At 39.1% G+C, this 13549-nt stretch carries 13 protein-coding genes; 7 read left to right on the forward strand and 6 right to left on the reverse strand.

Annotation, left to right across the window (positions count from 1 at the left end; translation table 11 throughout):
• Positions 1-159 precede the first annotated feature (159 nt).
• The 3 genes from BUA96_RS01720 to BUA96_RS01730 form a co-directional block, all read right to left on the reverse strand.
• Positions 160-1419 carry a cysteate-C-fatty acyltransferase gene (locus tag BUA96_RS01720; protein WP_072979694.1) on the reverse strand — a complete coding sequence of 420 codons (1260 nt, stop codon included), beginning with the start codon at positions 1417-1419 and terminating at the stop codon, positions 160-162.
• Positions 1420-1525: 106 nt separating this feature from the next.
• Positions 1526-2566: a cysteate synthase gene (locus BUA96_RS01725; protein ID WP_072979696.1), complete on the reverse strand. Its 1041-nt coding sequence runs from the start codon at positions 2564-2566 to the stop codon at positions 1526-1528.
• Positions 2567-2651: 85 nt separating this feature from the next.
• Positions 2652-4733: a S9 family peptidase gene (locus BUA96_RS01730; protein ID WP_128755716.1), complete on the reverse strand. Its 2082-nt coding sequence runs from the start codon at positions 4731-4733 to the stop codon at positions 2652-2654.
• Positions 4734-4846: 113 nt separating this feature from the next.
• Here BUA96_RS01730 and BUA96_RS01735 point away from each other — a divergent pair, with 113 nt between their 5' ends.
• From BUA96_RS01735 to BUA96_RS01750, 4 genes are all read left to right on the forward strand, one after another.
• Positions 4847-5170, forward strand: a complete 324-nt coding sequence (locus BUA96_RS01735; RefSeq protein WP_072979701.1) for a YbaB/EbfC family nucleoid-associated protein — start codon at positions 4847-4849, stop codon at positions 5168-5170.
• Between the two features lie 9 nt (positions 5171-5179).
• A complete protein-coding gene (locus tag BUA96_RS01740; protein ID WP_072979702.1) occupies positions 5180-5485 on the forward strand; it encodes a DUF6122 family protein in 306 nt (101 codons plus the stop codon).
• Between the two features lie 9 nt (positions 5486-5494).
• Positions 5495-5878: an SMU1112c/YaeR family gloxylase I-like metalloprotein gene (gene gloA2, locus BUA96_RS01745; RefSeq protein ID WP_072979704.1), complete on the forward strand. Its 384-nt coding sequence runs from the start codon at positions 5495-5497 to the stop codon at positions 5876-5878.
• 76 nt (positions 5879-5954) lie between these two features.
• On the forward strand, positions 5955-6893 hold the full coding sequence (locus tag BUA96_RS01750) for a cellulase family glycosylhydrolase (RefSeq protein WP_233430591.1): 939 nt from the start codon (positions 5955-5957) through the stop codon (positions 6891-6893).
• Here the strand turns inward: BUA96_RS01750 and BUA96_RS01755 are convergent.
• The gene (locus tag BUA96_RS01755; protein ID WP_072979706.1) at positions 6890-7921 is read right to left on the reverse strand and encodes an LLM class flavin-dependent oxidoreductase; all 1032 of its coding nucleotides are present in this window, start codon (positions 7919-7921) and stop codon (positions 6890-6892) included. The genes BUA96_RS01750 and BUA96_RS01755 overlap by 4 nt on opposite strands.
• 89 nt (positions 7922-8010) lie before the next feature.
• Here BUA96_RS01755 and BUA96_RS01760 point away from each other — a divergent pair, with 89 nt between their 5' ends.
• The 3 genes from BUA96_RS01760 (at position 8011) to BUA96_RS01770 (ending at position 11222) form a co-directional block, all read left to right on the forward strand.
• On the forward strand, positions 8011-8451 hold the full coding sequence (locus BUA96_RS01760) for a hypothetical protein (RefSeq protein ID WP_072979708.1): 441 nt from the start codon (positions 8011-8013) through the stop codon (positions 8449-8451).
• 223 nt (positions 8452-8674) lie between these two features.
• The gene (locus BUA96_RS01765) at positions 8675-9703 is read left to right on the forward strand and encodes a LacI family DNA-binding transcriptional regulator (protein WP_072979710.1); all 1029 of its coding nucleotides are present in this window, start codon (positions 8675-8677) and stop codon (positions 9701-9703) included.
• A 208-nt stretch (positions 9704-9911) separates the two neighbouring features.
• On the forward strand, positions 9912-11222 hold the full coding sequence (locus BUA96_RS01770; RefSeq protein WP_072979712.1) for a rhamnogalacturonidase: 1311 nt from the start codon (positions 9912-9914) through the stop codon (positions 11220-11222).
• A gap of 1 nt (position 11223) precedes the next feature.
• On the opposite strand, the gene BUA96_RS01775 is transcribed toward BUA96_RS01770, so the two are convergent.
• Together BUA96_RS01775 and BUA96_RS01780 are read right to left on the reverse strand one after the other, a co-directional pair.
• Positions 11224-11610 (reverse strand): response regulator, encoded by a 387-nt coding sequence (locus BUA96_RS01775; RefSeq protein WP_072979714.1) that lies wholly within the window; start codon positions 11608-11610, stop codon positions 11224-11226.
• Between the two features lie 3 nt (positions 11611-11613).
• Positions 11614-13512 (reverse strand): PAS domain S-box protein, encoded by a 1899-nt coding sequence (locus BUA96_RS01780; RefSeq protein ID WP_072979716.1) that lies wholly within the window; start codon positions 13510-13512, stop codon positions 11614-11616.
• Positions 13513-13549: the final 37 nt, after the last annotated feature.

Genomic DNA, 13549 nt, shown 5'->3' on the forward strand with positions numbered 1-13549 from the left:
GCAATTATAGACAACACATTACACTAAAACATACACATATGACAATCCCAAAAAATCAAGATTTTTAGTAGACCCTATGCATACAATGAATAGATAAACGCAAAAAAAAAGCCCGATCCTTTTCAGAATCGGGCTTTATAATTTGTAACTAATTTAGAATTAAGCTTCCATTGAAGCTTGAACTCCTGCAGATAGTCTTTTGTACGTCCCATTTTCTAGGCGCTCTCTAATTGCTGAGAAAGCATCTAGGGTTTCTTCTACATCTTGTAACGTATGAGACGCTGTAGGAATAAGTCTTAGAAGAATTAATCCTTTTGGGATCACCGGATATACAACAATAGAACAGAAAATTCCGTGATTTTCACGTAAATCCTTAACCAGTGCCATCGCTTCAGGAATACTTCCTTTTAGATAAACCGGGGTCACACAACTTTGCGTTGTACCAATATCAAAACCACGATCTTTTAGTCCGTTTTGAAGCGCATTTACATTTTCCCAAAGCTTTTCTCTAAGCTCTGGCATAGTACGTAACATATCTAAACGCTTTAAGGCACCTACTACCAATTGCATCTGCAGTGATTTTGCAAACATCTGCGAACGCAGGTTATATTTTAGATAATCGATGATTTCTTGATCAGCAGCGATAAAAGCTCCGGTGCTCGCCATAGACTTTGCAAATGTTGCGAAGTATACGTCAATACCGTCTTGCACACCTTGCTCCTCACCTGCTCCTGCTCCTGTAGCTCCAAGAGTTCCAAAACCGTGCGCATCATCTACAAACAGTCTAAAGTTATATTTTTCTTTTAGCGCAACGATTTCTTTCAATCTACCTTGCTCACCGCGCATACCGAACACTCCTTCAGAAATCAATAAGATCCCTCCACCAGTTTGTTCTGCTAACTTGGTCGCACGCTGTAAGTTTTTCTCGATACTTTCAATATCATTATGCTTGTAAGTAAAACGCTTACCCATATGCAAACGCACTCCATCAATAATACAAGCGTGAGCATCTACATCATAAACAATGATATCATCTTTAGCTACCAAAGCATCAACGGTAGATACCATTCCCTGATATCCAAAATTTAAAAGATACGCAGCTTCTTTCTGAACAAAAGCAGCAAGCTCATCTTGCAACTGCTCGTGAAGTGAAGTGTGACCACTCATCATACGAGCGCCCATTGGGTATGCAGAACCATATTGTGCAGCAGCATCTGCGTCCACTTTACGCACTTCGGCGTTATTTGCAAGACCCAAATAATCGTTTACACTCCAGGTAATAACATCTTTACCCTGAAATTTCATTCGGTTTGAAATAGGACCTTCTAACTTAGGGAATACAAAATATCCTTCTGCCTGTGCTGCCCATTTTCCTAAAGGACCCTTGTCCTTGTAAATTTTGTCAAATAAATCTTTCATACATCAATATTCAAACAAAAAGCTTCTACTCACACTTTTTGTTATTCATTCTAATTCCTTAATCAATTTAGGGTTATCTATTTGTATTTGAGAACAACTCAAGATACTACTTTATAAATTCAATTTTCTGAGCAGCAAATTCATTTTGGCTGTCAAAGAATCCTTGCTCATTCATCCAATCATCACTATAAATCTTACTCATATAACTTCTTCCGTGATCCGGAAACATAATCACCACTTTAGAATTTTCATCAAATTCTCCGTGCTCAGCCATTTGAATAGTTCCTTGAACGGCAGCACCACTGGTGTAACCTACAAACAAACCTTCGGTCTTGCAGATTTTGCGCGCGGTGTGTGCACTATCTTCATCTGAAACTTTCTCAAAGTAATCGATGACGTCAAAATTAGTAGCAGTTGGAATCAAGTTTTTCCCCAAACCTTCAATGCGGTAAGGGTAAATTTCGTTTTTATCAAATTCTTGCGTCTCGTGATATTTTTTTAAAACACTACCATAAGCATCAATCCCAAGAATTCTAATGTTTGGATTTTTTTCTTTGAGGTATTTTGCCGTTCCGGAAATGGTTCCTCCGGTTCCGCTGCAAGCAACTAAATGCGTGATCTTACCTTCGGTCTGTTTCCAAATCTCTGGTCCTGAAGACGCGTAATGCGCTTCGGCATTTAATTGATTAAAATATTGATTGATATAGACCGAACCTTTTGTCTCACTATGCAAGCGCTTTGCAACCTGATAATACGATCGTGGATCGTCCGCGCTTACATTTGCGGGGCATACATATACTTTTGCTCCCATTGCGCGCAAGGCGTCTATTTTATCTTTTGAAGATTTTGAACTAACGGCCAGAATGCATTTATAACCTTTAATTATACTCACCATTGCAATACTGAAACCGGTGTTACCCGAAGTAGTCTCTATGATGGTGTCGCCGGGTTTTAAGATACCTTTACGCTCTGCATCCTCAATGATGTAAAGTGCAATGCGGTCTTTAGAAGAATTTCCCGGATTAAACGCCTCGACCTTTGCAAAATAAGACCCTGGAAGATCTTTGGTAATTCTGTTAAGTCGTACTAAAGGTGTATTTCCTACCAGCTGAAGGACGTCATTATAAACGTTAAGGTGTTCTTTCATAGAAGAATTATCGTTTGGAGTACTCGTTTAGTATTTCCTAAAACCGTTATTTAAAACCTTGCAAATTTACAGGAAATATTTGGAATTACTTGGCTTTTCCTGCTAAATCAATTAAAAAGGCGTAATCTTTTGCGGTTTCTTTTAAGGCCTCAAAACGTCCCGAAGCCCCGCCGTGACCCGCATCCATATTGGTTTCAAAGTAAATTTTAGTATCTGCAATATTCTTATCTCGCAAGCGAGCAACCCATTTTGCAGGTTCCCAATACTGTACTTGACTGTCGTGATACCCCGTAGTTACCAGAATATTAGGGTAATTTTGCACCTTTACCTGATCATAAGGAGAATACGATTTCATATACTCATAATATATCTTCTCATTAGGATTTCCCCACTCATCATATTCTGAAGTCGTAAGCGGGATAGAGTCATCTAACATCGTGGTGACTACATCTACAAAAGGTACGGCTGCAATCACACCATTATATAATTCTGGCGCCAAGTTTAAAATGACTCCCATAAGTAAGCCTCCGGCAGAACCTCCATAAGCATACAGATTTCCCGCATTAGTATAACCTTCGAAAATTAAATATTTAGAGCACGCGATAAAATCGGTAAAGGTGTTACGCTTTTTAAGCAGTTTCCCATCTTCATACCAGTTTCTGCCCAAATACTCGCTCCCACGTATGTGCGCTATAGCAAACACAAAACCATGGTCAAGCAAGCTTAATCTTGAAGTAGAAAACGACGGATCTGAGGTAATCCCATAACTACCATAAGCGTATTGAAGCAATGGGTGACTTCCGTCTAAGGTGATTCCTCTTTTGTAAACAATAGAGATGGGTACTTTGACTCCGTCGTCAGCGGTTGCCCAAAGTCGTTTAGACTCATAATTGTTCTTATCAAAAGTTCCGCCTAATACTTCAACTTCCTTTAAGATCTCCTTTTCTTTTGTGATCATATTGAAAGCGATCACAGATGGTGGCGTATCAAGTGAATTGAATCCATAGCGCAGATACTGTGTATCAAAGTCAGGATTAATTCCTATGTACGCTGTGTAGGTTTCACTATCAAAAGGAAGATAATAATCTGCTGTACCGTCCCAACGCTTAATATTGATTTTATTCAATCCTTCATTACGCTCTTCGACAACTAGAAAGTCTTCAAAAATCTCCACGTCTTCCAGCAACGTGTCTTCGCGATGCGCGATCACGTCTACCCAGTGCTCTTTTGAAGTTTGACTAACCGGAGTTTTCATCAGCTTAAAGTTGGTCGCCTCGTCCTTATTAGTAACCAGATAAAAATGCTCTTTAAAATGCGAAACGCTGTATTCTAATCCGCGTGTTCGTTCTTGCAACATCTTGAATTCAAAATCAGGTCCTTTAGCTTCGGTAAAACGATATTCGGTGGTAAGCGTGCTCGACGAACCAATAAAAATGTAGTCTCTTGATTTGGTCTTAAAAACCCCTACATCAAAAGTTTCATCCTCTTCCTCAAAAACCAAAACATCGGTATCAGGGTTAGTACCTAAAACGTGTTTATAGATTTGGCTGCTGCGCAACGTCTGTGGATCCTTTCGCGTATAAAAAATAGTTTTATTATCTCCTGCCCAAATCGCTCTACCTGTGGTGTTTTCAATCTTAGTATCGTAGACTTCGCCGGTCAATAGATTTTTAAATTGTAAAACATATTGTCTGCGACTTACGGTATCGATTCCAAAAACAGCGATCTCATTATTTTCAGAAACCGAATAACCTGCCTGCTTAAAATAACTGTGCCCTTCGGCCATCACGTTATTATCAAACATGACCTCTTCGGGAGCAGACATCTCTTCCTTTTTTCTGCAATACAGCGGGTAGTTTTTTCCGGTCTCAAATCTGGTGTAATACCAATATCCATTGTATTTATAAGGCACACTAGAATCATCTTCTTTAATGCGCGCCTTCATCTCCTCAAACAACTGTTGCTGCAAAGGCTTTGTGTGTGCCGTCATCTGCTCGTAGTACGCATTTTCTGCTTCGAGATACGCGATCACATCAGGATGATCACGCTCATTCATCCAGTAATATTCATCAATACGAATATCTCCGTGCTTTTCTAATTCGTGCGGTATTTGCTTGGCATCCGGTGGCAAAACCGATGCATTTAGGGCTTCTAATTCATTTTTCATACAGAACGCAAAAATAGCAGTAATCGCTACAATCACCGAGATTTTTTTAAATTTCTTAAGCTCGATTATGCACACTAAATTTGCAGCATAACTATTAATTAAAAATTGAAACTATGTTTGGAGATATGATGGGAATGATGGGCAAGATCAAAGAAGCTCAGCAAAAAGCCGAAGACACAAAAAAACGCCTAGAAAACGTTTATATCGATGAGAAAAGCAGCGACGGACTCATAGAAGTTACTGTGAGCGTTGCAGGACACGTCAAGAAAGTAGATTTTAAAGATGAACTACTTGAAGACAAAGAACAATTAGAAGATTATTTGATTCTCACTTTAAATAAAGCACTCTCAAGAGCTAAAACAACCTACGACCAAGAACTAGCTGCGGTCGCAAAAGAAGGCATGCCGGATATTCCCGGACTTGATATGTTTAAATAGGGTTTCAGTTTGCTACAAACGCTTGTACATTATAGCTTACATTTTATAGTACCCGGGTTGATCGCCCGGGTATTTTTTCCTGAGTATTGGGTTAAGGCCTGGCTAATTATGATCGCCACTATGCTTGTAGATCTTGATCATTTGCTGGCCAGCCCTATATTTGACCCCAATAGATGTAGCATCAATTTTCACCCGCTTCACTCCTTCTGGGCCATCGCCGGCTATTGTATTTTATTCTTTATTCCTAAATTTAGAGTGATTGCCGTGGGACTATTGTTCCATATGCTTACTGATTTTCAAGACTGTCTTTGGTAATTTTATTATATGCTTCAACACATTCATCATATCGCAATTATTTGCTCAGATTATGCAAAATCTAAAGCTTTTTACACTGAAGTTTTAGGGATGCAAATCCTTAAAGAAACCTATCGCGAAGAACGAAAATCATACAAACTTGACCTTGCCTTAAATGGCAATTATTGCGTAGAACTCTTCTCGTTCCCCGACGCGCCCAACAGGGTTTCACGTCCCGAAGCACAAGGCTTACGCCATCTTGCGTTTTCGGTAAAAGATATTGAAGTTGCCATTAAGGAACTCCAATCAAAAGGTGTGACCACCGAAGCCATTCGCATTGACGAAATTACCGGAAAGCGTTTTACTTTTTTTGAAGATCCAGATCAATTACCCTTAGAACTCTATGAGGTTTAAATGCATATCACAAGTTACAAAACTGGCACTTCTATTCTATTTCTGTTTGAGCTGCAGTTCAGAGGAAAATGAATCATTGAGTAGTCGAAATAGTATCTACACAACCGATGGATCTCAAATTTTAAAAGATGGCAATGCGATAGACCAAAACGGCGTTAATGCTCTAAATACTTTTGGCATTGATAATTCTTCCTTAATGCAGGATTGGAACATAAAGATCGTTAGGGAGTTTATTGGCAATTTAAGAGAACAGCCTATTACAGGAAATGCGGTCCGAGATTCAAAAAATCAATGGCTTCACTCACTTCAGCAAATTGTAGAGATGCACAGACAACAAGGTAGAGTTACCATTCTTTGTCCGTTTGGTTGGGTTGATACTAACGGAAATCAACAACTTTTAACCGGTTTGAATCCGTCTGAACAGCTATTTTTTGAGGCGTATAAAGAACGTATGCAGGCTATCGCAAATCAATTTAAAGGGCAGAGTGATGTATGGCTTGAACTATGGAATGAACCGTATGCCTTTGATGACAGCAATGGGTATACTCACGAAATGTGGCTAAAGGATCAGTTAGAAATGATTCAAAATCTTAGAGAAACCGGTTTTGATAATATTATTCTCGTTCCCGGAAATGGGCAAGGCCAGTCTGAAGATGCCATTCTTGTTTATGGCGATCAAATTACAACAGCTTACGATAATATCGTATTTGACCTGCACGCTTACGAAAATTGGCTTATCAACGGCAATGAAACAACAATTCAAAACCGATTTACAAAACTGAAAAACGCCAACTTCCCAATAATCTTCGGAGAAATTGGCGTCATAAATACCAGTGGCTTAATGCAAGTACAAGATTTTCTAAAAGTCGCTAATCGAGCTAAAATTCCCACCTTAGGCTGGCTTTGGAAAAAAGATCAAAATGATCAAAATGCCCTAATGGATGGTCAAGGCAATCCTAACGATCTAAATAATAATTCTTGGGGAACTACATTTTTCAATTTCCTCACTGATTAAACCGCCACCTCTAAAGCGTCAAAAACTTCACTTACCAATTGGTATGATTTTAAACGCGCTGCTTGATCATAGATATTTGCGATCACAATAATCTCGTTAACGCGCGTCTCTTCAACAAAAGTTTGCAATCCCTGAGCGATCGTTTCTTTAGAACCTATAAAGCTATAAAACATCATTTTTTCGATCTGCATACGCTCCATTGTAGACCACTCGCCTTCCATCGATTTAACCGGCGGTGGTAAAGGTTTTCTTGTATTCCTGATGACGCCAAGCATAAACTTCTTAGCGCTGGTTGCTAAATATTCTGCCTCTTCATCAGTGTCAGCAGCTATAATATTCAAGCAAGCCATCGTATAAGGTTTTTCTAACTGAGCAGAAGGCTTAAAGTGCTGGTGGTATAGACGTAACGCATCGTGCAGATGCGTGGGTGCAAAATGACTTGCAAACGCGTAAGGCAGTCCTTTTTTACCCGCTAGCTGAGCGCTAAAAGTGCTTGAACCCAACAAATACAAGGGAATATCAAGTCCTTCTCCCGGAGTTGCTCTCACAGGTGCGGTACTGTTCTCCTCAGAAAGATACATTTGCAATTCGTCAATATTATTCGGGAAATCTTGAACCGTTTCCTGCTGATATCGTCTTAATGCCATTGCCGTTCTCTGATCGGTGCCAGGAGCGCGACCCAGCCCCAGATCAATACGGTTGGGATGAATACTGGCAAGCGTACCAAATTGTTCTGCAACCACTAAGGGCGCGTGGTTAGGTAGCATCACTCCGCCTGATCCCACGCGAATGCTTTGTGTATTTTGGGCTACTTGATTTATTAAAATCACCGGAGACGAACTAGCCAGACTCTCCATATTATGATGTTCAGAAATCCAAAACCGTTGGTATCCATAACGCTCGGCATGCTGCGCTAGGTCAACGCTTCGGTCTATCGCCTCTTTTGTAGAAATTCCTTCAACAATAGGAACTAAATCTAAAACTGAATATTTTATGGAGGATAACGTGTTATTGTTTGTACTTTTCATAAAAATATAGTCTGTTTTAGAGCGTTTTCCTTACGGAAGAACCTCAACGACCAGGCTTCTGATTCAATCTAATTCGTATTCAATACTTTATGAAAAAATATATCGCAGTAGTTTGTATTCTACTCCTAACTATAAGCTGTAAACAAACACCAAAAGAAACCGAAGAAACTGATTTTCCCATTAGTGTAGGGTGCTACGGCTACACGCAAAACGGTTCTACAATTACCTTTCAGGTTACGCGGGTTGACCCTATGGTTCAAGGCACATTGATTTATAATTGGGCAGAAAAAGACCGTAACTCGGGTAGCTTCAGCGGAAGCATTGATGATAATATCATTTTGGGCACATACACCTTTATATCTGAAGGCGTTGAAAGTACGCGCCAAGTGGCTTTCAAAATATCTGGAGACCAACTTATTGAAGGGTTTGGCGAAGTGACTTCTTCCGGAAAGATGGTCGCTTTTAAAAATGCTTCTGCCCTGAATTTTGACGGTTCTGTGACCTTAACAAAAGATCAATGTGCTAATTAAATTGCAATCCTATTTGATTTATCCTGCAAGTAAAGTCTTACTTGACTAAACGGAGCCAAACATAAATACTTGTAAAAATTTACTTATTTTACATTTATCTCAAAAACACTCTTGATTTTTCAATCAATCGTTTTAGTTAATGCATTATTTTTGAAGAAATCTCAGATTTTACAGATACTTAACCGATAATCAATTATTAGAAAAAATTACCCGCCCAAATTCCATGAAGAAAAAAAGACCTTCTCTCAAAGATATTGCAGAGGTTTTGAATGTTTCTACCACAACCGTCTCTTTTGTTTTAAATGGTAAAGGAAAAGAGAAAAAGATCTCTGACGAACTCATAGCTAAAGTTGAAGCATACCTCAAAGAAATTAACTATAAACCCAACCTAGTTGCCCGTAGCCTACGCACGGGAAGCACACGCATTCTCGTGTTTATGGTTGAAGATATTAGCAATCATTTTTTCTCAAAAGTAGGCCGACTCATCGAAGATATCTCCTATAAAAATGATTACCGCGTGCTCTTTTGTAGTACCGAAAACGACCTCAAACGCACACAAGATCTTATTCAGGTTTTTCATGAACGTCAAGTAGATGGCTTCATTATCGTTCCTCCTCCGGGTATTCAAGAAGACATTGAGAATCTGATAGAAAGTGAAATGCCTGTTATTCTTTTTGACCGTAAAATCCCTGAAATTGACTGCGACTACGTCATTATCAATAATTTTGAAGGCGCTAAAAATTCTTCGGAACACCTTATTGATTCAGGCTTTAAGAATATCGCATTTATCACCATTGATCTCGATCAGGTGCAAATGCACGACAGAGAAGCGGGCTATATTGCTGCTATGAACGAGGCCGGACTTACGCCTAACATTCTAAAACTTCCTTATAATACTTCGACTGTGGGCTCTTCTCGCGAAACCATGAAGGAGTTTATCAATAACAGTAAAGATCTGGATGCCATATTTTTTGCAACCAACTATCTTTCGCAAAGCGGATTAAAAGGTATTCATCAAATTGACACCCAACTTATAGATAAGCTAGGTATCGTAAGTTTTGATGATAGCGGATTTTTTGAGATGTATTCTCCTACCATAAGCGCTTTTGCGCAACCGGTAGAAGATATGGCAGAAAACCTGATGCGTATTATGTTTCAAAAACTGAAAAATAAAGGAAACGCAAAACCCGAACAACTTGTGTTAGAAGGAACACTCGTAAAAAGAGAATCTTCCAAAGCTAAAGTCGTTTAAGTACGGGGCATTTACTTTTATTATCAAACTCGCTAGAAGCAAGCTCAACGCCCGTTCCTTGTGGCTCAACTAGTGATTTCTGAACGAATTTTGTTTCATTAGATTATGTGAAGACGCGTTAAAAATTAGCGGCATTGCAGGATACCGCAGGATTACTATATCGATATATATAAATACTTTTAAAGTGCCAAAATCGAAAATTCAGTAAATGAAATCTATACTTAGCTCTTTAATTCTTATTTCTATTGTATTAGTGTCCAACCCGGCGAAGGCTCAGGATCTTTTTCCTGACGGTACACCAATTCCGGAATGGTTTAGAGATACGACTCCAACTGATATAAGTGCTCTTGGTAAGCAATACACTATAACTGATTATGGAGTTTCTCGAGACAGCAGCCTTGTACAAACTAGAGCCATCCAGGCCGTAATAGATACTGCATTTGTGAATGGTGGCGGGGTCATTATAATTCCAAAAGGAACTTTTTTAAGTGGTGCTTTGTTTTTCAAACAGGGTACCCATCTGTATCTGGAACAAGACGGAGTTCTTAAAGGTAGCGATGACATCAGCGACTTCCCTGTACTTATGACCCGCATTGAAGGCGAAAGCGTAGATTATTTTCCGGCATTGGTCAATGCAGACGGAATCGATGGGTTTACGATTTCCGGGAAAGGAACCCTTGACGGTAACGGCCTGCGCTATTGGAAAGCCTTTTGGTTACGAAGAGCGTGGAATCCAGACTGCACCAACAAGGATGAAATGCGACCACGTCTGGTGTATATTTCTAATTGTAAAAACGTACAGATTTCTGATATCAAACTGAAAAACTCTCCCTTTTGGACCACGCATTATTACAAAAGTGAATATATAAAACTTCTAAACCTGCACATCACTTCCCCAAAAGAGCCTGTAAAGGCTCCCAGTACCGATGCTGTGGATATTGATGCCTGCCAGAATATGCTGATCAAAAACTGCTATATGGCTGTAAATGACGATGCAGTGGCTTTAAAAGGTGGAAAAGGACCACACGCCGATGAAGATCCTAACAATGGCGAGAATAGAAATATCATCATCGAAGACAACACATATGGTTTTTGTCACAGCGCCCTAACCTGCGGAAGCGAATCTATACACAATTATAATATTATTTTTCGCCGAAGCACTGTAGATACGGCACACCGCATTTTTTGGTTAAAAATGCGTCCGGATACTCCACAGCATTATGAATACATCACTATCGAAGATATTAAAGGAAGCGTAAGAAGTATGGTACTCATCAAACCTTGGACGCAATTTTTCAATTTAAAGGGCGAAAAGGATATGATCACTTCTGTGGCTAATAATATTACAATGAAAAATATAAAACTCAATTGTGAGATGGGTTTTAATATAGAAGCTTCAGATCAATATGAACTTTCAAAATTCACGTTTGAAAACATCAAACTTAATACGCAAAATGCAATGCTAGATAATACCGAAAGCATTAACCAACTCACCTTAGAAAAGGTAGAAGTAAAGTGAATTAACTAAAATTGCCGATCATTTGATCTAAGGTAGAAATTTTAGGCTTATTCAAAGGTTTTTCAATATAACCTTGTACCAGATCATAGTCCTTAGCTTTACTTTTATCTACAGCGTCAATAGAGGAAGTTACCAATATAACCGAAAAGCGATCCTTATTTTTAAACTGGTACAAACGTTCAAGAAAATCCCAACCATTTAATACAGGCATATTGATATCTAAGTAAATAATGTATTTGCTAGAATTGGGACTGTCAGCAATACATTTTAGCGCATCGCCGGCACAGGTATAAAAACGCGGTTCAATATTATGAACGGTTTTCAACAAATACTTATGAATCAAGCAAATGGTTTTATCGTCGTCAACTATGAGTACTTCTCCCTGCATACGCTAATTGGATTGAATGGTTTCTACTAATGAAGCTTTAGCTGCAATTTCGCGCACCACAGTATCTAGCTCGTGCGCAGCTCCTAATAGTTCATTTAAAAAGAACGCGTGTTCTTCGGCTCCTAAATTGAGATCAGATTGTATCAGCTGAATGATTCCCATGAGTTTGGCCAAAGGAGCCCGTACCACATGTGACTGTATTCTGGCGATCTCTTGTAGAGTGGCGTTACGACCTTCAATTTGCTTAATGTATTGATAGCGTTCTGAAACATTGATCGCCATCACAACGCGAGAAAGCTGGTTGCTTTTTTTAAGCTGGTTGCTATGAATCTCTACGGTAAATTCTGATTGGTTTTTTCGTTGATGCGTATACACGCCAACTTTATTGACACCCATATTACGGCGAGTATCTTCAACTACATCCAGCAGTTTTGGGATTTCATCTGCCGGCCTTAATTCTTTAATAGTCTTTTCTAAAAATTCTGCTCTAGAATAGCCATACTCTTTAATCGCAGCCTGATTTACCTCTATGATTTTTAACGTACGCAGGTCATAGATCCAAGAAGGAATAGGCATCAGCTGGAACAGATTGGTATACCTCAATTCTGATTCTTCTAAAGAGATTTTTAATGCCTTTTGCGAGGTTATATCTTGCAGTGTACCTTCAATAATACTGGTATCATCTGTATCAACGAGGCGACTGGCATAGATCCATTTTGTCTTGCCTGTTGCTGTAATGATCCTAAACTCAAAATCCGCTTCAAGCTCAAAAGAATCATCGTGGTAATAAGGCTTTACGACAGACTGATCATCTGGATGAATGAATTCCATCATGCGATCAAAACTCAATTCCTGAGAATAAAATTCTAATTCTAAAATGGCATAAACTTGCTCACTACAATAGAAAGAATGATCCTTTTTATCCACCTCCCAATAACCCAGTTTGGCGATTTTTTGGGCCAGTTTCAACCTTTTATTAGAAAGTGTAAGACGCTCTGAGGCTATTTTTCGCCTCGTGATATCTGTAATGGTTCCAGACATTACCAGCGGATTTCCCTCGTGATCTTCTCTTACGACACTACCCCGATCTAAAATCCACACCCAAGATCCATTTTTATGTTTAATTCGGTATTCCCCTGTATAAAAGTCAGTAATGCCATCAAAATAATCATTGAGTTTCACCAGCGCACGCTGCAGATCTTCAGGGTGAAGTTCTTTTTGCATACGTTCTAAACTTGTATTACCCAGTTCTTTTTCACTCCAACCAATGATCTCAAAAAATTTATCGTTGTATTTGAGATAATTGGTTTTAAGATCCCACTCCCAGGTAGCTACGTTAGCTGCTTCGATGATATTTGAAAGCCTATTAGCATTTAATTTGTGTAGCTTTTTGCTTTTTTCTAGATCAAATTTGTTCTTCTGAAGTTCTACGATTTGAAGCGTTTGGTTAATTAAACACGAGATCGCTTCATATTGTTTTGGTGTCAATTCGCGGGGAACACGATCTATAATACAGAGAGAACCTATCAAGAAGTTGTCCTTGGTAATTAATGGGAACCCGGCGTAAAAACGAATATTCGGTTCATTCTGCACATATTTGTTAGACGAAAACCGGGAATCTTGTAACGTATCACCAATAATCAGTGGCTCGTACGGCTCATTTTCTAAAAGAAATTGACAAAAAGTCTCTTCTCTGGGCACCTCTTCAAGATCAACACCGTGATGTGCCAGAAAATGTTGAGTACAATCATCCATCAAACTGATCAGGACAATAGGAACATCGCACACGATGGAAGCCAGACGTGCGAGTTCATCAAAATCTTGTTTGGCCGCAGTATTTATTATTTGGTAAGATTTAACAACTTCAAGGCGCTGTTTTTCTTTTTCCGAAACATTCAACATAAATCACTTCTGGTTGGTAATGACGTTGGTTTATAAT

The organism is Leeuwenhoekiella palythoae (assembly GCF_900130045.1).
Classification (GTDB): Bacteria; Bacteroidota; Bacteroidia; order Flavobacteriales; family Flavobacteriaceae; genus Leeuwenhoekiella; species Leeuwenhoekiella palythoae.

What these genes read in the sequence shown, in the direction of transcription:
- BUA96_RS01725 (WP_072979696.1), bottom strand. Translation starts at nt 2,566, where the DNA reads ATGAAAGAACACCTTAACGTTTATAATGACGTCCTTCAGCTGGTAGGA.
- BUA96_RS01720 (WP_072979694.1), bottom strand. Translation starts at nt 1,419, where the DNA reads ATGAAAGATTTATTTGACAAAATTTACAAGGACAAGGGTCCTTTAGGA.
- BUA96_RS01780 (WP_072979716.1), bottom strand. Translation starts at nt 13,512, where the DNA reads ATGTTGAATGTTTCGGAAAAAGAAAAACAGCGCCTTGAAGTTGTTAAA.
- BUA96_RS01755 (WP_072979706.1), bottom strand. Translation starts at nt 7,921, where the DNA reads ATGAAAAGTACAAACAATAACACGTTATCCTCCATAAAATATTCAGTT.
- BUA96_RS01775 (WP_072979714.1), bottom strand. Translation starts at nt 11,610, where the DNA reads ATGCAGGGAGAAGTACTCATAGTTGACGACGATAAAACCATTTGCTTG.
- gloA2 (WP_072979704.1), top strand. Translation starts at nt 5,495, where the DNA reads ATGCTTCAACACATTCATCATATCGCAATTATTTGCTCAGATTATGCA.
- BUA96_RS01770 (WP_072979712.1), top strand. Translation starts at nt 9,912, where the DNA reads ATGAAATCTATACTTAGCTCTTTAATTCTTATTTCTATTGTATTAGTG.
- BUA96_RS01735 (WP_072979701.1), top strand. Translation starts at nt 4,847, where the DNA reads ATGTTTGGAGATATGATGGGAATGATGGGCAAGATCAAAGAAGCTCAG.
- BUA96_RS01760 (WP_072979708.1), top strand. Translation starts at nt 8,011, where the DNA reads ATGAAAAAATATATCGCAGTAGTTTGTATTCTACTCCTAACTATAAGC.
- BUA96_RS01730 (WP_128755716.1), bottom strand. Translation starts at nt 4,733, where the DNA reads ATGAAAAATGAATTAGAAGCCCTAAATGCATCGGTTTTGCCACCGGAT.
- BUA96_RS01765 (WP_072979710.1), top strand. Translation starts at nt 8,675, where the DNA reads ATGAAGAAAAAAAGACCTTCTCTCAAAGATATTGCAGAGGTTTTGAAT.